The 22,292-nt window shown below is 59.3% G+C and carries 22 protein-coding genes; 14 read left to right on the forward strand and 8 right to left on the reverse strand.

Translation table 11 applies throughout. From position 1 onward, the window contains the following. Window positions 1–81 precede the first annotated feature (81 nt). Window positions 82–1,653, forward strand: a complete 1,572-nt coding sequence (locus tag AC1RN6_RS16545) for an MFS transporter (RefSeq protein WP_493006532.1) — start codon at window positions 82–84, stop codon at window positions 1,651–1,653. Between the two features lie 145 nt (window positions 1,654–1,798). On the opposite strand, the gene AC1RN6_RS16550 is transcribed toward AC1RN6_RS16545, so the two are convergent. Continuing rightward, window positions 1,799–2,443: a glutathione S-transferase family protein gene (locus tag AC1RN6_RS16550; RefSeq protein WP_493006533.1), complete on the reverse strand. Its 645-nt coding sequence runs from the start codon at window positions 2,441–2,443 to the stop codon at window positions 1,799–1,801. Between the two features lie 297 nt (window positions 2,444–2,740). Between AC1RN6_RS16550 and AC1RN6_RS16555 the strand changes: the two genes are divergently transcribed. Continuing rightward, on the forward strand, window positions 2,741–3,400 hold the full coding sequence (locus AC1RN6_RS16555) for a DsbA family oxidoreductase (protein WP_493006534.1): 660 nt from the start codon (window positions 2,741–2,743) through the stop codon (window positions 3,398–3,400). A gap of 42 nt (window positions 3,401–3,442) precedes the next feature. Here the strand turns inward: AC1RN6_RS16555 and AC1RN6_RS16560 are convergent, their stop codons facing one another. After that, entirely contained in the window at window positions 3,443–4,042 is a 600-nt protein-coding gene (locus AC1RN6_RS16560; protein WP_493006535.1) for a LysE family translocator, read from the reverse strand. A gap of 76 nt (window positions 4,043–4,118) precedes the next feature. After that, window positions 4,119–4,994, reverse strand: coding sequence for a LysR family transcriptional regulator (locus AC1RN6_RS16565; protein ID WP_493006536.1), 876 nt, complete (start codon window positions 4,992–4,994; stop codon window positions 4,119–4,121). Between the two features lie 119 nt (window positions 4,995–5,113). Here AC1RN6_RS16565 and AC1RN6_RS16570 point away from each other — a divergent pair, with 119 nt between their 5' ends. Both AC1RN6_RS16570 and AC1RN6_RS16575 read left to right on the forward strand, forming a co-directional pair. Continuing rightward, entirely contained in the window at window positions 5,114–6,103 is a 990-nt protein-coding gene (locus AC1RN6_RS16570; RefSeq protein ID WP_493006537.1) for a quinone oxidoreductase family protein, read from the forward strand. Window positions 6,104–6,210: 107 nt separating this feature from the next. Then, complete coding sequence (locus AC1RN6_RS16575; protein WP_493006538.1) at window positions 6,211–6,654, forward strand: hypothetical protein; 444 nt, start codon at window positions 6,211–6,213, stop codon at window positions 6,652–6,654. A gap of 156 nt (window positions 6,655–6,810) precedes the next feature. On the opposite strand, the gene AC1RN6_RS16580 is transcribed toward AC1RN6_RS16575, so the two are convergent. After that, the gene (locus AC1RN6_RS16580) at window positions 6,811–8,445 is read right to left on the reverse strand and encodes a methyl-accepting chemotaxis protein (protein WP_493006540.1); all 1,635 of its coding nucleotides are present in this window, start codon (window positions 8,443–8,445) and stop codon (window positions 6,811–6,813) included. A 280-nt stretch (window positions 8,446–8,725) separates the two neighbouring features. Continuing rightward, window positions 8,726–9,223, reverse strand: coding sequence for a Csu type fimbrial protein (locus tag AC1RN6_RS16585; RefSeq protein ID WP_493006541.1), 498 nt, complete (start codon window positions 9,221–9,223; stop codon window positions 8,726–8,728). A gap of 280 nt (window positions 9,224–9,503) precedes the next feature. On the opposite strand from AC1RN6_RS16585, the gene fos reads away from it, so the two are divergent. Together fos and AC1RN6_RS16595 are read left to right on the forward strand one after the other, a co-directional pair. Continuing rightward, window positions 9,504–9,914, forward strand: a complete 411-nt coding sequence (gene fos, locus AC1RN6_RS16590) for a fosfomycin resistance glutathione transferase (RefSeq protein WP_493006542.1) — start codon at window positions 9,504–9,506, stop codon at window positions 9,912–9,914. 66 nt (window positions 9,915–9,980) lie between these two features. Further along, window positions 9,981–10,628: a LysE family translocator gene (locus AC1RN6_RS16595; protein WP_493006543.1), complete on the forward strand. Its 648-nt coding sequence runs from the start codon at window positions 9,981–9,983 to the stop codon at window positions 10,626–10,628. 176 nt (window positions 10,629–10,804) lie between these two features. Here the strand turns inward: AC1RN6_RS16595 and AC1RN6_RS16600 are convergent, their stop codons facing one another. Then, complete coding sequence (locus tag AC1RN6_RS16600; RefSeq protein ID WP_493006544.1) at window positions 10,805–12,025, reverse strand: ABC transporter substrate-binding protein; 1,221 nt, start codon at window positions 12,023–12,025, stop codon at window positions 10,805–10,807. Window positions 12,026–12,086: 61 nt separating this feature from the next. Then, window positions 12,087–13,373 carry a hydroxymethylglutaryl-CoA reductase, degradative gene (locus AC1RN6_RS16605; protein WP_493006545.1) on the reverse strand — a complete coding sequence of 429 codons (1,287 nt, stop codon included), beginning with the start codon at window positions 13,371–13,373 and terminating at the stop codon, window positions 12,087–12,089. A 161-nt stretch (window positions 13,374–13,534) separates the two neighbouring features. Here AC1RN6_RS16605 and AC1RN6_RS16610 point away from each other — a divergent pair, with 161 nt between their 5' ends. From AC1RN6_RS16610 to AC1RN6_RS16645, 8 genes are all read left to right on the forward strand, one after another. Next, on the forward strand, window positions 13,535–14,938 hold the full coding sequence (locus tag AC1RN6_RS16610; RefSeq protein ID WP_493006546.1) for an aminotransferase-like domain-containing protein: 1,404 nt from the start codon (window positions 13,535–13,537) through the stop codon (window positions 14,936–14,938). Window positions 14,939–15,031: 93 nt separating this feature from the next. Further along, window positions 15,032–16,276, forward strand: coding sequence for a molybdopterin molybdotransferase MoeA (locus AC1RN6_RS16615; protein ID WP_493006547.1), 1,245 nt, complete (start codon window positions 15,032–15,034; stop codon window positions 16,274–16,276). Between the two features lie 47 nt (window positions 16,277–16,323). Next, window positions 16,324–16,581: a molybdopterin converting factor subunit 1 gene (gene moaD, locus AC1RN6_RS16620; protein ID WP_050477693.1), complete on the forward strand. Its 258-nt coding sequence runs from the start codon at window positions 16,324–16,326 to the stop codon at window positions 16,579–16,581. Window positions 16,582–16,594: 13 nt separating this feature from the next. Then, window positions 16,595–17,242 (forward strand): class I SAM-dependent methyltransferase, encoded by a 648-nt coding sequence (locus AC1RN6_RS16625; RefSeq protein WP_493006548.1) that lies wholly within the window; start codon window positions 16,595–16,597, stop codon window positions 17,240–17,242. 40 nt (window positions 17,243–17,282) lie between these two features. Then, on the forward strand, window positions 17,283–17,915 hold the full coding sequence (locus AC1RN6_RS16630) for a LysE family translocator (protein ID WP_493006549.1): 633 nt from the start codon (window positions 17,283–17,285) through the stop codon (window positions 17,913–17,915). 102 nt (window positions 17,916–18,017) lie between these two features. Beyond that, window positions 18,018–19,394 carry a GntT/GntP/DsdX family permease gene (locus tag AC1RN6_RS16635; RefSeq protein WP_493006550.1) on the forward strand — a complete coding sequence of 459 codons (1,377 nt, stop codon included), beginning with the start codon at window positions 18,018–18,020 and terminating at the stop codon, window positions 19,392–19,394. A gap of 130 nt (window positions 19,395–19,524) precedes the next feature. After that, entirely contained in the window at window positions 19,525–19,989 is a 465-nt protein-coding gene (moaE, locus tag AC1RN6_RS16640; protein WP_493006551.1) for a molybdopterin synthase catalytic subunit MoaE, read from the forward strand. A 36-nt stretch (window positions 19,990–20,025) separates the two neighbouring features. Next, window positions 20,026–21,342 (forward strand): Nramp family divalent metal transporter, encoded by a 1,317-nt coding sequence (locus tag AC1RN6_RS16645; protein WP_493006552.1) that lies wholly within the window; start codon window positions 20,026–20,028, stop codon window positions 21,340–21,342. Window positions 21,343–21,352: 10 nt separating this feature from the next. Here the strand turns inward: AC1RN6_RS16645 and AC1RN6_RS16650 are convergent, their stop codons facing one another. After that, window positions 21,353–22,240 (reverse strand): efflux RND transporter periplasmic adaptor subunit, encoded by an 888-nt coding sequence (locus AC1RN6_RS16650; protein ID WP_493006553.1) that lies wholly within the window; start codon window positions 22,238–22,240, stop codon window positions 21,353–21,355. Between the last annotated feature and the right edge of the window lie 52 nt (window positions 22,241–22,292).

The raw sequence follows: 22,292 nt of genomic DNA on the forward strand, positions 1-22,292 counted from the left end.
AAATGACTCATTCAGTAAACCCACGCGCCATTTTTCCGGATCGGAACATGGTCATTTTTTCCATTCACAACACTCCATCTCATGAACGAAACTATCAATGACAAAACCGCCGACCGTGGCAAGCTTCTGATCCTGGCTGGCATATGCCTGTCCGCGCTGGTATTGCCGCTCAGCTTCACGGGGGGCGCAGTCGCTACACCTGCCATTGGGCGCGAACTGGGCGGAAGTCCGGTAGCGCTCACCTGGATCACCAATGCCTTCATGCTGACCTTCGGTAGCCTATTGATGGCTGCAGGCGCTTTGGCCGACGTCTACGGCCGCAAGCGGCTATTCACCATGGGAATGGTGCTGTACACCATGATGTCGCTGGCGCAGGCGTTTGCGCCCACCGCATTGTGGCTGGACATTTTTCGCGGCATCCAAGGCGTCGCCGGCGCCGCAGCGCTGGCGAGCGGATCGGCTGCGCTGGCACAGGAATTCGAAGGCCATGCGCGCACGCGTGCATTCAGCCTGCTGGGTACTACTTTCGGTATCGGCCTGGCCTTTGGTCCTCTGGTTGCCGGTTTGTTAATCGACGCGTTTAGCTGGCGCGCGATTTTTGTTTTTACAGCACTGATCGGCGTTATCGCACTGGTGTTCGGCGTCCCGCGCATGCGCGAGACGCGTGATCCGGAAGCCGCCGGGCTCGACTGGCCCGGAACAATGACTTTCAGCGGCACCCTGGCTTTGTTCACCTTCGGTGTCATCCAGGCGCCGGAAAGCGGATGGGGCAGCGCCCTGGTGATCGGTTTGCTTTCGGCGTCGGCTTTGCTCGCCATGAGCTTCGTTGTCATTGAGATGCGAGTCAAACGCCCGATGCTGGACCTCTCGCTGTTTCGCTATGCGCGCTTCGTTGGTGTGCAGATCCTGCCGGTCGGAACCTGCTACTGCTACATCGTGCTGATCATCATGCTGCCACTGCGTTTCATCGGCGTGGAAGGGCTATCCGAACTGGAGGCCGGCTGGTTGATGGTTGCACTGTCGTTGCCCATGCTCGTCGTGCCGATGTCCGTCGCCGTGTTGACGCGCTGGATCTCTGCCGGCGTTCTGTCAGGCATCGGTTTTCTCTTTGCTGCCGCAGGTTTGCATTGGCTGTCTCTCTACAACGCCGGTGATCCGCGTTCCGCGCTGGTACTGCCGATGCTATTGATCGGCGCCGGCGCTGGTATGCCATGGGGACTCATGGATGGCTTGTCGGTCAGTGTGGTTCCGACGGAGCGTGCCGGGATGGCAGCGGGAATTTTCAATACCGCACGTGTTGCAGGCGAGGGCATCACGCTGGCAATCGTCACGGCGATTCTGGCAGCACTGGTGCACAGCAATCTTCTTGCGAGCGCGCCCATTGCAAGCACAATCAGCCCAACTGCTCTGGCGGAAGCTTCAGGCTACGTCACGACGGGAGGTATCGCGCGCGCGGCAGCCATGTTGCCCGGTGTCGGCGGAAAGCTGCTTGCGATGAGCTACGCCGAGGCGTTCCGGAATTTGTTACACATCTTGACCGGCATCACCTTGTGCGTCGCTGTCGTGACTTTTGCTTTGCTGGGCCGCGCCGGTAAAAGCGCGGATGAAACTGAAGCGCTCAATTCCAACGCAAGCGGCGGGGCACAGGTTTGATGAAGACGATGAGATCACATCCCATCGCTGAACTTGAATAGGGGAATAGGCAATTCTTCCAATGCGATGAAAATCCCCGGCGCATTGAAAGCGCGCGTCGCAAGCGCTATCCCTGCTTGCGACGCGCTATTGCTGGGGAAATGGCTCAGGCGGCGATCAGCTTTTGGTGCTCGGCGACGAGGGCCGCTTCATCGGCAAGCGCCTTGACGACGGACGGACGTGATTCAATGCGTGTCTTATAAGCCATCAGATTTTTCAGATGGCTGATTTCAGCGCCGCTGCGTTCGTGCCAGAAGGTCGCCCAGACATAGGCGTCAGCCACGGTGAATTGTTCGCCGGTCAGATAGGCGCGACCGTCAGCCAGAATTTGATCGAGCGTGGCATAGGCGGTCACCAGTTTGTTGCGAGTCCAGGCGGCGCCATCTTCGGTCAGGAGCTTACGCATGAGAGGAATGTGTTTTTGCGCGATTTCAGTGCCGACGAAGTTGAGCAATTGATCCATCTTCACACGCTCAATTGTGTCGCGCGCTGGGACAAGGCCGCTTTCAGGATGTTGGTCGGCCAGGTAGCTGGCGATGATTGCGGTCTCTGCGATCAAGTCACCTTCGTTGTCGTCCAGTTTCAGGACTGGAACGTAGCCCAGAGGATTCACTTCAGCGAAGTTTTCGCCGTTGGAGGTGGATTTGCCAAACACATCATAGTGGATCAGTTCGGTGGTGTTGTTGCCCAGTTCGTTGAGTACGACCTGAACGGCCAGAGAGCAGGTTGCTTGAGCGATATACAGTTTCATTTTGGTCCTCTTAAGGTGGGTTCCGCGGAGAGTTCCTATAACTCTTCCGTCGTTGAGTCACACTTTAATTGGAGTGAAAGATGAGATAAATCCTTTGATTTGAGTAAGAGTGTTGCCTCAGTGGATACAGTCCTGCATTGTCTGCATACGGTGACATGTCGTGATCTCGCAATTTCCGTTTCCGGGCAGAACATGCGTTCGCGAGACGCCGCCAAGTGGCTTTCGCGCATCGGATTTACAATACCCTCATCGATTAACGCTCCTTGGCGACAGGGACCACGCCATGAGGTATCAACAATGAATAATGCTTTGAAGATCGATTTCGTCTCCGATATCGTATGCCCCTGGTGCGCGATCGGGCTGGCGGGTCTCAATACGGCGCTGGAACGCATTGGTCCGGCGGCACGCGTCGACCTCACCATGCATCCCTTCGAGCTCAACCCGGGTCTGCCGGCAGCAGGTCAGGTTCACCTCGATCACATCACCGAAAAATACAACATCACTGCCGATCAGGCGCGCGTTAACCGTGAGCAGATACGGGCCAGAGCGGCCGCTGTCGGTTTCACCATGAATCGCGATGACGCCAGCCGCGTCTACAACACTTTCGACGCCCATCGCCTGCTTGCCTGGGCGAAAGAGAAGAACGTACAAGCAGCGCTCAAGCTGGTCTTGCTCAAAGCTTATTTCACCGATGGCAAGAACATCGCGGACAGGGATGTGCTGGCCGAACTCGCCGGGCAAGCCGGACTGGACGGCGCCGAGGCACGCGAGATACTGGCGTCGGAGCGTTTCATACAGGAAGTGAAGGAAGAAGAGGCGTTGTGGGCTCAGCGCGGCATCAGCAGCGTGCCGGCAGTCGTCGTGAATGACCGTTATCTGATATCCGGCGGCCAGCCGCCGGAAGTGTTTGAAGAACAGCTCCGGGCGATTATGGCGGGCGCCGAGGACAGGGAATGATCATCGCAGGAGCGCTTGCAGATAGGCGCTCATCGAGGGTGTCTATCTGAAGGCGGCCCAGGCAATGAGCGCTGAAAACATGCCCAGCGCTACTGAGCTTAATTGTTGAATCTTGCGGGGGCTGATGAATGTCAGGTGCTTGTTATTCAACGCATTGCCTACGCCGATCCAGACGGCGCCTATCGGCACCAGCAGACAGACAAAAGACGCCATGGCAAATGCATAAGCCGATAGCATCTCGAATGTGTGGGCCGGAAAGATGACCAGTGCGAACAGCAGTCCTTTCGGATTCAGGAGCGTTGCTGCGAATAACATTTTTGGCGTGATGTTTCTTTGCTGTGGCGTCTGCAATAACTTCGCGTCGCCCCATACCTTGATTGCGGTGTAGGCCAGGTAGCCGCTACTGGCGATTTTCACCAGCGTGGAAATCCATGGAAACTGCAGCTGGATTGGCGCCAGCAATGTTCCCCACATTGAAATGGAAATGACGTACCCGGCTAACTCAAAGATGAGCAAGGGCAGGGCCCGGCGGATGCCCAATCCGAAGCCGGCCAGAGCCAGCAGGGTATTGGTCGGTCCCGGTGTCAGCAGAATCAAGGCGACGCTGAGCAGAAAAATGAAAGAATGAAAGTCAAAGGACATGAAGATCAGAGCCTGTTAAAAGCTGGTTAATGAGTAGATTAGCTGATTGTGAGTACGCGCGGACGCTGATAAATCATCAGGCAACGGCCGATGCTGCAAGCCTGGGTTCTCGCGCAATGCAGTCCACCAGAAAATTCATCACCACTTCCACCAGCGGACTGCGGCGGATATCGGGATAGACAATGATCCAGATATCACGCACCGGTCCTGCTACCGGCGTCGGCAGCGGTACCAGCTCCGGGTCCGCCGCGCCGATCATGGTGGGTAGCACGACTGCACCCACATGGTCCCGCGCCGCCAATTGCTGCGACACGAGATCGCTTGCAAAGAACGCGATCGGACGTTCGCCTCTGATCTGATGCAACCACATTTGCTGGGGCAGATGATCGAGTGACTGGTCATACGAAATGAAAGCCCATTGCTCCGCTGGACGCCGGCTGAATTCTCGCGTGCCATAGAGGCCGAAGCGTACCTCGCCGACCTTTTTACGGATCAGATCGCCGTCTTCGGGACGCACGGTGCGAATCGCAATGTCGGCCTCGCCTTTGCCGATGTCGTCCAGCGAAGTAGACGGCTGCAAGATCAGGCGCAACTGAGGGTGGCTGGCGCGCAGCGCTGCGATGCGCGGCACGATGCACGCACGCGACAGTGAGGGCGGAGCGCTTACCCGCACCGAGCCGGCGAGCCCGATCTGTGCGGGGCGGGCGCGTTGTTCTATCAGGGCGGCGATCTGTTCCATGTTCTGCGCCAAAGCGGCGATGGCGCGCCCGTCTTCCGTCAGTGGGCGGCTGCGCGGCAGTTTGTCCACCAGCCGCAAGCCCAAGGCTCGCTCCAGCGAATCCAGCCGCCGGCCGACAGTAGCATGCTCAATGCCGAGCTCGCGAGCCGCGCCGGAGAGTGATTCGGTGCGTGCCAGCACCGTAAAAACATAGAGATCCTGCCAATCGAACATTGGTAAATATTTTCACGGGAAGGGTGAGTAAATCGGGAATTTTCTATCAAACACCGCTGTTTTATCATGCTTGCCGGAAGAGCGAAACAGAAAATCCTGATCTGATGAGGAAGAATGCAATGAGAGCGATCACCATCGAACAATACGGCGGCCCGGAAGTGCTGCAAAAACGCCTGAATGCACCCATGCCGCTCGTACCGGGCGGCCATGTGCTGATCAAGGTGGCGTGCGCCGGCATCAATTTCATGGACGTGCACACGCGCCAGGGGAAATACGCTAACTCGCAGACCTACAGCGTGCGCTTGCCTTGCACCCTGGGCATGGAAGGCAGCGGCGAAGTGATCGCATGCGGTGACGATGTTCGCGATATCGCCGTCGGGGACCGCGTCGCCTGGTGTATTGCCTGGGGGAGTTACGCCGAGTACGCTTCGGTCCCGGCGGCGCTGGTTGCCAAACTTCCCGATGGCATCACCCACCAGATGGCTGCGGCATCGATCTTTCAGGGTTCGACTGCGCACTATCTCATCGAAGACGTGGCTCGCCTGGCACCCGGCAGCACCTGCCTCATCCATGCCGCCGCCGGCAGTATCGGCCAGTTATTGGTGCAGATGGCGAAACTGCGCGGTGCACGGGTATTCGTCACAGCCGGTACGGCGGAAAAACGCGCTGCGGCAATCCGGCGCGGCGCCGACCAGGCGTTCGACTATTCGCAGGGCGGCGTCGCTGAGCAGGTTCGCCAGGCCACCGGCGGCGAGGGTGTGGATGTGGTGTTCGACTCGGTCGGTAAAGCGACGCTGCGGGACAGTTTTCGCGCCTGTAAAAAACACGGACTGATCGTCAACTACGGCAATGTCTCAGGATCCCTCGCCGACCTTGATCCCATAGAGCTGGGCGAAGCCGGCTCACTGTTTCTTACCCGTCCGCGCCTGGCCGACCACATGGTGAATCGGCCGATGGTTCAGCGCAGGGCAGATGCGGTCTTCTCCGCACTCCTGGATGGTTCGCTACAGGTTGACATTGAAGCTTGTTATTCGCTCGATAATGTGGAGCAGGCGCACGCGCGCATCGAAAGTCGTGAACAAGTCGGCAAACCTGTCCTGCAACTGTAGATTCATCTGTGCCGACTGGAGGAATCCGCGCGTCCGCAGCAAGTTTTTCATGGTGTTCTGGTGCTTGTCGGCTACCATTCCCTCTTCGATGAAATGAAAGATGAACCATGGGAATACTTGACGAAGCAATACGCGAGATAGCGCTGGAGAGGCAAGCGGCTGAGGATGATGCCAGGCAGGCGCTGGAAGATTTCGACATCATCACTTCCAGAGCCATTGACGCGGTGAAAAACACCATCGCCGCCTTGCAGGTTGAGTTGCGGGCTGCGGGTTGGTGGGCTGATGAATTGAGCGAGGATAGTCAAAAGCCGGAATACCTGAGCCTGAGCTTCCGGGTTCGCCGTCATTCGCAAAATCCCGATCTCGTGACGAATCCCGATTATGTCTATTCCATTAAATTTGACGCTTTGGGGGGCGCGGTCCGGACCGCAGGTGCAAGCGAGCAATTGCTGGAGCCGATGGTATTTCGCGGTGTAGCCAGACAAGACTTTGGTGTTGATCTGGAAAAGGATCTCAAGCTTTTCCTGAAAGCGATTCTCCAGCGGCATTAAAGACCATCGATATTCCCCTCCGAGACCATCTGTCCAATCTTGTTCTCACCGATGGAAGGCGTCAGTCCAACTGCCAATCCATCGCGAGGGAGCAAGAAAAAGCCCCGTACGAACGGGGCCTTTACGGTAAAACGATTGCAACCGGCGTCGGGCGATTTACTCCGTCAGCGCGGGAGTGGCGGGCGTGATGTCGATCGTGCGAATCCGTGTCGTCGATGCGTTGCCGGCAAGAGCTACACGCTGATTATCCAGCTTGAATACGCTCACGACGTCAGACAATTTCCCGGCCTGATCTTGCAGCGACTGCGCTGCGGCGGCAGCTTCCTCCACCAGCGCAGCATTCTGTTGCGTGACTTCATCCATTTGCGTGATGGCCAGATTGATCTGCTCGATGCCGTCGCTTTGTTCCTGGCTGGCGGACGTGATTTCGCCGACAATGTCGGTCACGCGTTTGACGCTGTTGACGACATTGTTCATGGTGTTGCCGGCTTCTTCCACCAGTTTGCTGCCGACGTCGACTTGTGCGACGGAACTGTCGATCAGGAACTTGATTTCCTTGGCCGCGGCTGCAGAGCGTTGGGCCAGACTGCGGACCTCCGACGCGACCACGGCAAAACCACGTCCTTGCTCTCCGGCACGGGCTGCTTCGACGGCGGCATTGAGCGCCAGAATATTGGTCTGGAACGCAATGCCGTCAATCACGCTGATGATCTCGACAATCTTGCGGGACGAATCGTTGATGGAACCCATGGTGTGCACCACCTTGCCGACGACGTCGCCACCCGCCGCTGCAACTTCAGAAGCGGAGACCGCCAGCTGATTTGCCTGCCGGGCGTTGTCGGCATTTTGCTTGACGGTCGATGTCAGCTCTTCCATGGCAGAAGCGGTTTCTTCCAGTGAACTGGCTTGCTGCTCCGTACGTGAAGACAGATCCAGATTCCCGGTGGCGATCTGGCTCGATGCCGTTGCGATGGTATCGGTGCCGGCACGCACTTCGCTCACGATCGACAGCAGGCTGTTGTTCATGGTCTTCAGTGCCTGAAGCAGCTGTCCGGTTTCATCTTTGCTGGAGGGCTGGATATCCGTCGTCAGGTCGCCGCCGGCAACGCGTTGTGCGACTGCTACCGCCTCGGTCAACGGGCGTGAAATGACTTTGGCGATCCACACGGCCAGCGATACTGCGGCAATGACGCAAAACGCCAGCATGGCAATAATCCACATGCGCGCGCTGGCATAGGTTTCATCTGCGACCTTGTTTGATTCGTTCGCGCCGCTGTCGTTGACCTTCACCAGTTTGTCCAGTTGTTCGCGCAGTTTTGTATAGGCCGCCGTGGACGCGCCTTCGACCAGTGCACGGGCTTCGTCGTTCTTGTTGGCGCGCGACAGCACCAGCATCTTCTGATGCTCCGCCAGGAAGATGCTGATTGCCTGGGCGACTTCCGGATAGATGACTTTCTCCTCCGGCTCGCTGATTTGCGACACGTAATCTTTTTGCTGATCGGCCAGTTCTGCAATCTGTTTGTTCATCTGCTGTTCAATGAGATCAAACTGTTGAGGTTCCGACGCGACGATGTGCTGGAATTCGAAACTGCGTATGCGTTCGAGCGACAGTTTCATCTGCGACAGGGTGCGAATGCTTGGCAGCCAGTTGGTGGCGATATTCGTGGAAGCCTGATTGACCTTGTCCAGTTCCTGAATCGCAAAAAGGCCAAGCCCTGACACCAAGGCAATAATGAGCAGAAACGTCGAAAGCAGTTTCCGGGAAATCTTGAGGTCGTAGAACCATTTCATCTTATTCTCCTGACGGATGGCGCTTGGATAAGAGCGCTGATATACATATGTTCCCCGAATGAAACAGGGATGAAAAAAATTGGGGAATGATGCTGGCTTGATAATACAACCTACCGGGAATGTGTGTTTGGAGCGCCATCATTCGTCCATCATCGGGCAAAGGGCAAGGCAGGAGGGCTGACACCTCCTTTCATGCAGCAAAGGAGGTTCAGTCATCCTCGCCTCGGAGAATGCTTGGGTGAATATTGTGATCTCTGCGAAACGGCGAGATCAGCCGCTTTTAGTAGGTCAGCGTGACTGTCACGGTGTCCGTATAGACGCCGGCCAGCGGAGTCTGTGCGCTGGCGATGCGGCCGTAGACGGTCAGGTTCTGGATCAGGCCGTTGCCGGTGCCTGCCTGGGTATCGGTGCCGATGGTCGAACCCCAGTTGTTGGTACGGCCGGAATCGCGATACAGCGCGTAGTTCAGTGTGCCGCCCAGGGAACCGGTCAGCTTGCGCACGCTGGTGGTAGCGCCGGTGCCGGCGCCTGCATCCAGGCCGATGGTGTACGAAGTGCCGTTGGTGCACAGTACGGCGATGTTGCCGGTCTGGTCGACTTGCGAGCTGGTGTAGTTGCCGAAGGCGATGGTGGAGCCGACGACGGTGCAGGAAGCCAGTACGGTCGCGGTGACGACCAGCGTGCCTGTTGCAGTTGCAGCGAAAACCGGAGCGCCGGAAACCAGCATGGCGGCAGCGAGGGTGGCGCAGATGACACGATTTTTCTTGATGGTGAACATGGCATTTTCTCCTGATTTCTTGGCGGTTGTTGGCGTTTCGTTCTTGTCCCATTACAAGAGTTTCGAATTCGCCGGGCACAGGTGAACTTTACGTTTTCGACATACTTGCCGGTATCGGGAGATTCCCGAAAAGGGGGCGAAATGCTTAGGGAAATTCCTGAGAGTTGCTATTGGTAATGGTTGACACGGGTGGTGCCGACGTCAGCGCGGAATCAGATTGACTGTTGCCAGCCTTCAAGGAACAATTCGTCTCCCATCCAACTGGTAATGAAAGCTGTTCATGCTTACGGGAATCAACCACCTGACCCTGGCTGTCCGCGATTTACCCGCGAGCCTCGCGTTCTATCAGAAGCCGCTCGGTTTTAAGCTGCGCGCCGCTTGGGATACGGGCGCTTATCTGACGATCGGCGACCTCTGGTTGTGTTTGTCGCTGGATGGAAAAATGGATGGGAGCCCGCGTCCGGACTACACGCACTACGCGTTCTCGATTGCGCAGCAGGATTTCTTGCCGTTCAAACTGCGTCTTGAATCTGAAGGCGTCTGTTGCTGGAGGGACAACCAGAGCGAGGGCGATTCTTTTTACTTTCTCGATCCGGACGGGCACAAACTGGAGGCGCATGTCGGCGATTTGCTGTCGCGATTGGCACAGTGCCGGCAAGCGCCTTATGCGGGAATGCGGTTTTATGACTGATGCCGGCTTGCTTTCTGCCGGGCAGATACGTACGGTTCAATTCAATAACAATTTTCGGATGACTCCATGCTTGCACACACACTGAACTTCACAACCCTCGCATTGTTCGCGCTGGTGGCACTGGTGACGATCGCTACGCCCGGCCCGACGGTGTTGCTGGCGCTGGCCAATGGCGCGCGCTATGGCGTGCGCCGCTCGCTGCCGGGAATGCTCGGCGCGGTGTCGTCGGATTTTGTGCTGGTCGGTTCGGTGGCGCTGGGTTTGGGCGCGGTGCTGGCGGCGTCCGAGTTCTGGTTCTCGGTGGTGAAATGGATCGGCGTTGTTTATCTGACCTGGCTGGGAATTCGCTTGCTGCGTTCCAAAGGCGGACTGGATTTGTCGCGCGCGGTTGCGGAGCCGGGCGAGGTGGCGCCATCGCAGATTTTTGCGAAGTCGTTTCTGGTCGCAGTAACCAATCCCAAGGGATATCTGTTTTGCTCGGCGTTGCTGCCGCAATTCATCAACGCCGCCGAGCCGCAATGGCCGCAATATGCGGCGATCAGCCTGGTGTTTGCCATGCTCGATTTCAGCGTGATGCTGGGCTACGCCATCATTGGCGCACGCGCTGTCAGTCTGCTGCGTCAACGCGCAGTGCTGTGGCTGGATCGCTCTTGCGGAGCGATCCTGCTGGCGCTGGCGGGAACGATGGCATTTTATCGTCGCAGCGGTAACTGAGCCGGCTTCTGTTCAGACGATTTCCTGCGAGACCAAGGCATATAAAAAAGAACCGGCAGCATTGTTCAAATGCCGGCCGGCTCACACCACAACAACTTCAGGTACTGCAGGAGATTTTGGGGCTGGGTTGAACCCTCGTCACAAGCGGCTCAACCGGGCGTTTTACCGCTTTGCAATTACTGCGGTTTCAGCAAGCTGCATTTCGATTCGGCGACGGTGGTAAACGCTTGCTCGCCGGGGATGGTTTCCACCAGTTTCAGGTAATCCCACGGCTTCTTCGATTCGGACGGCGACTTGACCTGATACAGGTACATGTCGTGGATGTTGCGTCCGTCGGCGCGGATATAGCCTTTGTTGTAGAAGTCGTTGATCTTCGTCTTCTTCAGCTCTGCCATGACCTTGGTCGAGTCGTCGGTCTTGATTGCGGCGACGGCTTTCAGATAGGTCGTGGTTGCGGAGTAGGCTGCGGCCTGATGCGTACTCGGCATCTTCTTCATCTTCAGGAAGAAGCGGTTGGCGAACTGGCGCGATGCTTCGTCCTTGTCCCAGTACCAGCTGTCAGTCATCATCAGGCCCTCGGCGTTGTTCAGGCCGAGCGCGTGGATGTCGTTGATCACCATCAGGAGGCCCACCAGCTTCATTGTCTTGGTGACGCCGAATTCCTTGGCCGCCTTGATCGCATTGACGGTGTCGTCGCCGGCGTTGGCCAGGCCCAGGATCTGCGCCTTGGAACCCTGCGCCTGCAGCAGGAAGGACGACATGTCGGAGGCGAACAGCGGATGCTTCACCGAGCCCACCACGGTGCCGCCGTTGGCCTTGACCACGGCTCCGGTGTCGCTGGCCAGCGCATGGCCGAAGGCGTAGTCGGCCTCCAGGAAGAACCATGATTTTCCGCCTTGTTTGAGGACCGCTTTGCCGGTGCCTTTGGCCAGGGCCACGGTGTCGTATTCATAGTGCACGGTGTAGGGTGTGCATTCTTCGTTGGTCAGGCGTGCCGAGCCGGCGCCGATGTTGATGTAGACGCGCTTCTTTTCCGCCATCACCTTGTTCGTCGCCAGCGCGGTGGCGGAGTTGACGCCGCCGATCAGCATGTCGAGGCCGCGCTGGTCGGCCCATTCGCGCGCCTTGGTGGCGGCGATGTCGGCCTTGTTCAGGTGGTCGGCGGACAGCACTTCGATCGGTTTGCCCAGTACCTTGCCGCCGAAGTCGGCCACCGCCATGCGGATCGCTTCGAGGCCGCCGGCGCCGTCGGTGTCGGCGTAGGGGCCGGACATGTCGGTAATGAAGCCGATGCGGACCGCATCGTCCGACACTTGCGCCTGCGCGGCGCCGGCGCAGACCAGCGCCGAAGCTGCGATCAGGCGGGCGAGGGTGTTCAGTTTGAATTGTGCTTGCATATTGTCTCCTGGTTATCGATGCTTTCTGATGAAGCGATCTTTTTTGTACTGCGGGTGCTGCTTATTTTCCACGCCGCTGGCTTAACAGCTTAACCGCAAAATCGACGCGTACGTCTTTGGCGGCAACCATCTGCTGTACCACCCAATCCATTTCGTCTGCCGCTGCGCCGGCCGCCAGTGCAATGTTGCGTGCATGCAGCGCCATGTGGCCGCGCTGGATGCCTTCGGTAGCGAGCGCGCGCAGGGCAGCCATGTTTTGTGCGAGGCCGACGGCGACGGCGATTTCGGCCAGTTCTTGCGCCGATTTGACGTCCATGATCTTGAGCGCCAGGCGCGCCAGCGGATGCGTCTTGGTGGCGCCGCCGACCAGGCCGACCGGCATCGGAATTTCCAGCGTGCCGACCAGATGGCCGTCGTTGCCGATTTCCCAGGTGGTCAGCGCAGTGTAGTGGCCGTTGCGGGCAGCATAGGCGTGGGCGCCGGCTTCGACCGCGCGCCAGTCATTGCCGGTGGCGACGATGACCGGGTCGATGCCGTTCATGATGCCCTTGTTGTGCGTGGCGGCGCGGTAAGGATCGACGGCTGCGAAGGTATAGGCATCGACGATGCGGTTGATGACGTCGGCGCCGTCGTAATCGGCGGTGGTCAATGCTTCCGGCGAGACGCGGACGTGGGCGCGGGCTAGGCGCAAGTCGGCGAGGTTGGACAGGATGCGCAGGCGCACTTTGCCGCCGGTGATTTGTTCGATATGGCCGGCAACCGCTTCGGCCATGGTGTTGACGGTGTTGGCGCCCATCGCATCGCGCACGTCGACGATCAGATGCACGATTACCATCGCGCCGCGCGGCGTGTCGGGGAATACATGGACTTCGATGTCTTTGCAACCGCCGCCCAGGCTGATCAGCAACTGGTCGCGGCTGTTGGCGATATCGATGATGGCCTGGCGATCTTTGAGAATCGCCAGTCGTGCGCCGTAAGGATCGCTCACGCCGATGACCTGCACCTGAGCGCGCATCAGCGGTTCGCTGCTGGAAGTATGAAAGCCGCCGCAGTCACGGATCAGCTTGGCCATGAAGGACGCGGCGGCGACCACGGACGGTTCTTCCACGGCCATCGGCACCAGCACATCTTTACCGTTCAGCTGGAAGTAGCCGGCCACGCCCATCGGCAACTGAAAGGTGCCGACTACGTTTTCGATCATGCCGTTGGCGACGTCGAGCGAGAGCGCGGTCGGATTGCCGAGCAGGGCGGCTTCGTCGGCGGTCAGGTTGGCGCGTTCGGCGATTTGCGCCAGACGTTGCTGCGGCGTGAGGGAACGGAATTGCGGGAGTCGGGAGTCGACGGTCATGGCGTGCCTTTGTCTCGATGTTATGTCCGGCGATAGCCGGTACTGGAATGAAGCCAAGAATAACAGGCTGTACCCAATATCTTTGGTACACTTTTCACCAACAGTTAATTAACTGTACCCAAGACACTTGTCCTGCGATGCAACATCCGTCCAGAGTCGTTATGCCGCCCAAATCCACTGAAACCGCCGCGCCGCTTACCCTTACACGTCAACTGGTGCAACTGATCCAGCGTCAGATCCGCGATGGCGTGTACGCCCCCGGCAGCCGTTTGCCCTCGATTCGCGACATGGCCAAGACCCATGATTGCGCCAAGAACACCGTGGTCAATGCCTTCGACTATCTGACCTCGCTCGGTGTGCTCGAACCGAGGCGCGGTTCCGGTTTTTTCGTTTGCGTGGCGCCGCCTGCGATCAAAGAGGACGACGATGCTTCGTCGCTGAGCCGCGCCATGGACGTGGTCTGGCTCATGCGCGAACAATCGAAGAGCGATCCCGAACATCTGCGTCTGGGCGACGGCTTTCCGCCGGTGGACTGGCTGAGTGAAGTGCGGCTCGACAAATTCCATCAAAAGGTAGTGCGCACCGGTCTCGGCGCCTTGTTCGGCTACGGCAGCCGTTTCGGCTACCAGCCATTGCGCCAGCATCTGGTGCACCGGCTCGCCAATCACGGCATCGAAGCCTCGGCCAGCCAGATTGTGCTGACCCACGGCGCCAATCAGGCACTGGATATCGTGATCCGCAATTTCGTCAAACCGGGCGATCGCGTGCTGGTGGACGAGCCTGGTTACTACATGTTGTTTGGCAAGTTGAAGCTGAGCGGCGCGCGCATCGTCGGTATTCCGCGTCTGGCGGACGGACCGGATCTGGAAGCGCTCGAGCGGGAGCTGAAAACCGGCAAGCCTTGCCTGTTCTTCACCCAGACGCTGGCGCACAATCCGACCGGCTCCGACACCTCGCCGCACAAGGCGCACAAGATCCTGCAACTGGCCGACCGTTACAACGCCATCATCGTCGAGAACGATACCTTTGCCGACTTCAAGCCCAACGCGGCGCCGCGCATCGCCACGCTGGATCAGTTGCGGCGCACGATCTATGTCGGCAGCTTTTCGAAGTCGGTGTCGGCGGCCCTGCGCGTGGGCTTCCTCGCCTGCCACCGGGATCTGGCGAGTGACCTGGCCGACATCAAGATGCTGATCCACGTGAGCAGTTCCGAATATTGCGAACGCACGCTCGATGTCATCCTCAGCGAAGGCCACTACAACCGTCATGCGGCGCGTCTTCGCGACCGCTTGACGCAGGCCACCGAGAATGCGCGCCGTCTGCTCGATCAGTTCGGCGCGGAACTGTTTTGCGCGCCGGCGCAGTCCCTGTATGTCTGGGCGGCAATGCCCGGCTATCCGGATTCCAAGACGCTGGCGCAGGCGCTGATGCGGCAGAACATTGTCACCGCGCCGGGCAGCATCTTCCACATCGATACCGAGGCGCAATCGCGCTGGTCGCGCTACAACGTCGGCTTGCTCGGCGATCCGCGATTTGCGGCGGCGATGCAGGGACTGCTGCGCTAGCGCCGGACGAGAGCGGAGCTGGCCTGATAGTCAGCTCCAAGCCCCGGTTTGCACTAGAATGGAGGCCTTTTCGAGGCAATCCATTTCCTTTCTATGCTAGTCAAGCCACCCCTGCTCAGCGTCGCGGAAGCGACCAAGTTTCTTTCCAGGTCCGCCGTGCCGCTGACCGAGACCGAGATCGTCCCCACACTGGAAGCCAATGGCCGTGTGCTGGCGGCGGCGCAGGTGTCGCAGATCAACGTGCCGGGAATGGACAATTCGCAGATGGATGGCTACGCCGTACGCGCGGCCGAGTGTGCCAGCGGCGAGACGCGGTTGCGCGTGTCGCAGCGCATTCCCGCCGGTCATGTCGGTACTGCGCTGGAACCGGGCACGGCGGCGCGCATCTTTACCGGCGCCATGGTGCCGGAAGGCGCCGACGCCATCGTCATGCAGGAAGCCTGTGAACTCAACAAAGAGGCGGACGGCGATCACGTCATCGTTCGCCATGTGCCGGAAGCAGGCGAGTGGATCCGCACCATCGGTGAAGACATCCGCTCCGCCAGCACCATCCTGCCGTCCGGCGTGCGCCTGCGTCCGCAGGAACTGGGCCTGGCCGCTTCGGTCGGTCTGGCGACATTGCCGGTGGTGCGCAAGCTGCGCGTCGCAGTGTTCTTCACCGGCGACGAACTGACGATGCCGGGAGAAGCCCTGAAGCCCGGTGCGATTTACAACTCCAACCGTTTCCTGCTGCGCGGTCTGCTGGAAAACCTCGGCTGCGAGGTCAAGGATTTCGGCATCGTGCCGGATCAGTTGCAAGCTACGCGCGATACCTTGCGCGCTGCTGCAGCCAGCCACGACTTGATCATCACCAGCGGCGGCGTGTCCGTCGGCGAGGAAGATCACGTCAAGCCGGCGGTCGAAGCCGAAGGCCGTCTCAACATGTGGCAGATTGCCATGAAGCCGGGCAAGCCGCTGGCTTTCGGTGAGATCAATCGCACTGCAGACAAGACCGGAAAAGCCTTCTTTATCGGTCTGCCAGGCAATCCGGTATCGACCTTCGTCACTTTCCTGATCTTCGTAAGGCCTTTCCTGCTGCGCCTGCAAGGTGTGGAAAACGTCGCTCCGCGCGCGCTGACCATGCGTGCCGATTTCAACTGGCCCAAGGCCGACCGCCGCCAGGAATTCCTGCGCGCCCGTTTCAACGATCAGGGCGGCCTCGACCTGTTCCCGCATCAGGGATCGGGCGTGCTGACCTCAACGGTCTGGGGCGACGGCCTGATAGACAACGCGCCGGGCAAGACCATTGCCGAGGGCGACCTGGTGCGGTTTATTCCGTTTGATCATTTGCTGAACTGAACCGGGAAAGTGCCCGTCATCTACCGTATTCAAAGGATTTGAAACACATGAAAATAGAACTCCGTTTTTTTGCCAGCGTGCGTGAAGCGCTTGGCGTGACGCAAGAAATCGTCGACCTGCCGGATCACGTCAAGACCGTCGGCGACGTGCGCGCTTTCCTGATGGGCCGCGGTGGCCTGTGGATGGAGGTCCTGTCGCCGGAAAAGGCTTTGCGCATGGCCTACGATCACAACATGGTTGAGCCGGGCACCTTGATCGAAGAGGGCGGCGAAGTGGCCTTCTTTCCGCCGGTAACAGGCGGTTGAGCTGAGGGAAATCATGCCGCTGCCGAAAGAACAACTGGACGTCATTGCCGGCGGCACGCTGGCCCATTACGAAGGGCGCGCGCTCGACTTCCGCGAAGGCACGCGCGACCATGATGTCAGTCAGAACATCCATGCTTTGCTCGATGCCATCGCGGAATCTCCGTCGGCATCGGCGTCGGCGCCGCTGACCATTCTGGATTTCGGCTGCGGACCGGGGCGCGACTTGCAGACGTTCACGAAGCTGGGCCACCGCGCCATCGGTCTCGACGGTACGGCGAGTTTTGTCGAGATGGCACGCGCCGATTCGGGCTGCGAAGTCTGGCATCAGAACTTCTTTGAACTGGATTTGCCGGAGGCCTTGTTTGACGGCGTGTTTGCCAATGCCTCCCTGTTTCATGTGCCGGTCGCCGAGTTGCCGCGCGTGCTGGTGCAACTGCGCGAGACGCTCAAGCCGGAAGGCGTGCTGTTCTGCTCCAATCCGCGCGGCAGCAACAGCGAAGGCTGGAGCAGCGGGCGCTACGGTTCTTATCACGACCTGGACGCCTGGCGCGGCTTCATGACGGCAGCGGGTTTCGTCGAGATACGGCATTATTATCGTCCTGACGGCTTGCTGCGCGCCGAGCAGGCGTGGCTGGCGACGGTGTGGCGCAAGCCTTCATAAGTCCGCGATCCTAATTCACTCATCAACAAGAACAACGCTCATGACGCTGCAAACTTTCTTTCTGTATCTCGCGGCCGTATTCGTCCTTACCGTCACGCCGGGTCCGAGCGTGCTGATGTGCATCACCAATGGCATCCATCACGGCGTGCGCCGCGCGTTTGCGGGTGCGCTGGGCAGCGTGACGGCGGTGTGCCTGATCATGGTGGTGTCGGCTGCCGGATTGGGGGCGATTCTTGCAGTTTCGGAGAAGGTGTTTCTCATTTTGAAATGGTGTGGCGTCGCCTATCTCGCGTATATTGGCGTGCGAACTTTTTTCTCGACCCAGAGCACGATAGGCCTGGACGAAGGGCAAGCGCCGGCGACGACAAAGTCGCGCGCCAGCTTGTACTGGCAAGGATTCCTGGTCGGAGGGAGCAATCCCAAGGCACTGTTGTTCTTCACGGCGTTCTTCCCGCAGTTCATCAATCCGCAGGCCGCACAGTTGCCGCAGTTTCTGGTGCTGGGTGCGACCTTCGTCTGTTTCGAATTGTTCTGGCTGACGTTCTATGCGCACTTTGCTGCGCGTGTTGCGCCGTGGTTGCGTACGCCGGGCAGGGCGAAGATGTTCAATCGTTTGTCAGGTGCGACCTTCATCGGCGCTGGAGCGTTGCTGGCGACAGTAAAACGTAGTTGAATAAAACCCAGTTTGCAGAAAAACTGCCGAGCGCCAGAGTAGTGCAAGGCAAGGAGAAAACCAGGTGAGGAGACGCTCATACATTGAAGACAAGGAGATATCTTGCACCTGACCACTGAAATCGCCGCCTGGGCGGCACAGGATACGCGCCTGCTGCTATCCGTTCTTATTGCCCTGATCGGCATCGTTGTGCTGATCAGCGTTCTTAAAATAGCTCCCTTCCTCTCCATCCTGCTCGGCACTTTCATCGCCGGCATGGGCGCCGGCTTGCCGCTGGAAAAGATTGCCTCGGCGTTCAGCAAGGGGGCCGGCAGCATCCTCGGTGAAGCCGGTATCATCATTGCGCTGGGCGCCATGCTCGGGGCCCTGATGGCGGACTCCGGGGCGGCCGACAAGATCGTCACGACCTTGCTGAAATATGCCCGGGGCCAGGCGATTCCGTGGATGATGGCGCTGGTGGCGATCGTCGTCGGCTTGCCGCTGTTCTTTGAAGTCGGTCTGGTGATGATGGCGCCGATCATTTTTGTGATGGCGCGCCGTTCGCAGCAGCCGATCTTGCGCGTGGCAATTCCTGCGCTGGCCGGTATGACGACGCTGCATGCCTTGCTGCCGCCGCATCCGGGTCCGCTGATTGCGGTCAGCGCCTTGCATGCGGATCTTGGCACCACCATGCTGCTCGGGTTTATCGTTGCGATTCCGGCGGTGATTCTGGCGGGGCCGCTGTACGGCATGTGGCTTGCGCCGCGCATGCCGATCGGCGAGCCGGAACAGATCGGCGCCTTGTTCAAGGGCCAGCAAGCGGCTGAGCTGCAACCGGGTTTCCTGCCGTCGCTGGTGACGATTCTGCTGCCGGTGGTGCTGATGCTGGGCCGTACCGTGGCCAAGATATGGGTTACGCCTGAGACCACCTTGTTTGAAATGCTCAACTTCTTCGGCGAACCGATCATCGCGCTGACGGTGACCGTTCTGTTTGCCGTCATCGTACTCGGCTGGGCGCAAGGTACCGATCGCACCAAAGTCGGCGCCATCCTGCGTAAGGCCTTGCCGCCGATCGCCGGTCTGCTCCTGACCATCGGTGCGGGCGGCGGACTGAAGCAGGCTCTGCTGACGGCGGGCATCAGCGACACCATCACCAAGGTTGCAACCGGCACCCACGTGCCGCTGATCCTGCTGGCGTGGCTGATTGCTGTGGCGCTGCGTCAGGCGACTGGCTCGGCCACCGTGGCGACGACTGCAACCGCTGGCATCGTTGCGCCACTGGTGGCAAGCTTGTCGGGCACACACAATGCCTTGATGGCGCTGGCAATCGGCGCCGGATCGGTGTTCTTCTGCCACGTTAATGACGCCGGTTTCTGGATGGTGAAAGAATACTTCGGCCTCGATCTCAAGCAGACCTTTGCAACGTGGTCGGTGATACAGACCATCGTTTCAGTGGTGGGGCTGGGCATGACCTTGCTGCTGTGGGGTATCCTCGTCTGACGGCGTTCACGCGCCCATGAACAAGTCCCGGCTGGTCCGGGACTTGTCGTTTCTGCGGCCGATACGGGCATCGATGTCAGCAAGACATTGGGTACAATGAGGGCGATTCCATCAGCCTCTCCATTTTTCTATGCCGATCCGCGTCCAGACTGCCGACTTTGACCTCAGCGCCGAGATCGCTGCGTTGCGCCTGACCAATCCCAAGGTGGGCGCGGTGGTCAGCTTTGTCGGCACTGTGCGCGATCTCAATGACGGCGCCAGCGTGCAGGAAATGGAACTGGAGCATTACCCTGGCATGACCGAAAAGGCACTGGAGCACATCGTTGCCGACGCCAAAGCGCGCTGGGAGATTTTCGATGCGCTGGTGATCCATCGCGTCGGGCCTTTGCAGCCGCTGGATCAGATCGTGCTGGTGGCGGTCACCTCGAAGCATCGCGGAGAAGCCTTTGCCGCTTGTGAGTTCATCATGGACTATCTCAAGACGCAGGCGCCTTTCTGGAAAAAAGAACAGACCCCTGATGGCGCGCGTTGGGTGGATGCGCGCGAGAGCGATGACAGGGCGGTGTCGAAATGGCAGCCTGCATCCGAAGGCTGATTGATCTTTTCTCTTCCTCTTCAACAACAATAAAACATGTTCCGCCTGCCAACGACTGCCACTGCGCCTTTCTGTCCTTCTGAAGTTTCCGGCAGCGTGTCGGTGCCGCCACACGCCGGCGTCTGGCAAAAGCTCAAGGTCTATGTCGGTCCCGGCCTGCTGATTTCCATCGGCTACATGGATCCGGGGAACTGGGCGACCTCGGTCCAGGCCGGGTCGCAGTTCGGCTATCAGTTGCTGTTCGTGGTGATGTTGTCGAGTCTGGCTGCGATCATGCTGCAATGCCTGTGCGCACGGCTGGGTATTGTCACCGGCAAGGATCTGGCCATTCACTCACGCGAAAATTATCCGCCGGCGGTAGGCAAGGGCATGTGGGTGTTTGCCGAGCTGTCCATCATCGCCTGCGATCTGGCCGAGGTGCTCGGCTGCGCGCTGGCGTTCAAGTTGTTGCTGGGCGTGTCGCTGCCGGTCGGTGTACTGCTGACCGCACTGGATACGGTGATTGTGCTGGGTTTGCAAGGGCGTGGATTCCGCCAGGTTGAGGCTATCATCCTTGGCCTGGTGATGACCATTGCGGTGTGCCTTTTCACGCAACTGGCTTTCGTTAAAGCTGATTGGCATGCAGTGGTGCAGGGCTTCGTGCCGTCGCTGGCGGCGCTGTCGAGCCGCGAACCGCTGTATCTGGCCATCGGCGTGCTGGGGGCGACGGTGATGCCGCACAACCTGTATCTGCATTCGTCCATCGTCCAGACGCGCGCTGTCAGGCGTGATCGCAGCAGCCTGCTGGAGGCGATTCGTTACACGCGCATCGATACCACGGTGTCGCTGCTGATCGCGATGGCGATCAATGCTGCGATCCTGATCCTTGCCGCATCGGCGTTTCATAGCAGCGGCCGCACCGATGTCGTGGATCTGGATGTGGCGTATCACTTGCTCGATCCGATTACCGGGTCTTCGCTGGCGGCGATCTTGTTCGGCATCGGTTTGTTTGCAGCGGGGCAGAGTTCCACCTTCACCGGCACGATTGCCGGTCAGGTGATCATGGAAGGCTTCCTGAAGCTGAAGATTCCGTGCTGGCAGCGCCGCATGGTGACGCGCGGACTGGCCTTGATTCCGGCGCTGATCGGTGTGCTGACGCTGGGTGAGCATTCGGTCGGACGTCTGCTGGTGCTCAGCCAGGTGGTGCTGAGCCTGCAGTTGCCGTTTGCGATGTATCCGCTGATCCGGCTGACCAGCCGGCGCGACCTCATGGGCGACTTCGTCAATCCGGTGTGGCTGGCCGCGCTGGCGTGGATGTTATTCCTCGGCATCAGCGCGGCGAATGTGTGGCTGGTGGTGCAGCTCTTTACCTGATCGCTTGAGCTTATTTGGCGGAAGCAGTCTTGCTCTGACCGCTTGGCTCCAGCGTCACGGTGCAGGTCAGACCTGCGGCCAGCAGCACATCCTTCGGCACTTCATCAATGTGGATCCGCACCGGAATCCGCTGTGCCAGACGCACCCAGTTGAAGGTCGGATTGACATCGGCCAGCAGCTCGCGGCTTTGCGGATTGTCACGGTCATAGATGCCGCGTGAAATGCTGTCGACGTGGCCGCGCAAGGTGGCGCCGTTGATCAGCTGGATCTTTGCTTTGTCGCCGACGGCAACGTAAGGCAGCTTGGTCTCTTCAAAATACCCGTAGACCCAGAACGAATGGCTGTCGATGATGGCGATCTTGGCTGCGCCGATGCTGGCGTAGTCGCCGCGGCGCACGTTCAGGTTGGTGATGTAGCCGTCGACCGGCGCATAGACCTTGGTGCGGTCGAGGTTCAGCTTGGCGGCGTCGCGCTGAGCGATGGCGACCTGGTATTGCGCATCGGCGGCGGTGACCTGGCTGCCGGCGTCTTCACGGTTTTCACGCGAGACCACGAGGCTGTCCATGTCGGCGCGGCGGCGCGCCTGGGCGCGGCGCATGTCGAGATCGGCTTTGCGCGCCAGCACGGCGGCTTCGGCCTGTTGCAGCGCCAGTTGGTAGTGCGACGGGTCGATTTGCATCAGCAGGTCGCCTTTGTGCACCAGCTGGTTGTCGCGCACGGGCAGATCAACCACCTGGCCGGCGACATCCGGCGCGATGTTGACGACATCGGCGCGCACGCGGCCGTCGCGGGTCCACGGCGAGACCATGTAGTGCTGCCATAGCGTCCACGCCAGGAAGATGGCGGCAAGGAAAATCAGCGCCGTGATGATGAATCGAAAAATGGTTTTGACCGACATGATGGATTACTCCTGATTGATTCCGTATCTGTTTTTCTGAAGCTGCCGTTTT

Source organism: Herbaspirillum sp. GW822-FHT03A08 (genome assembly GCF_058801885.1).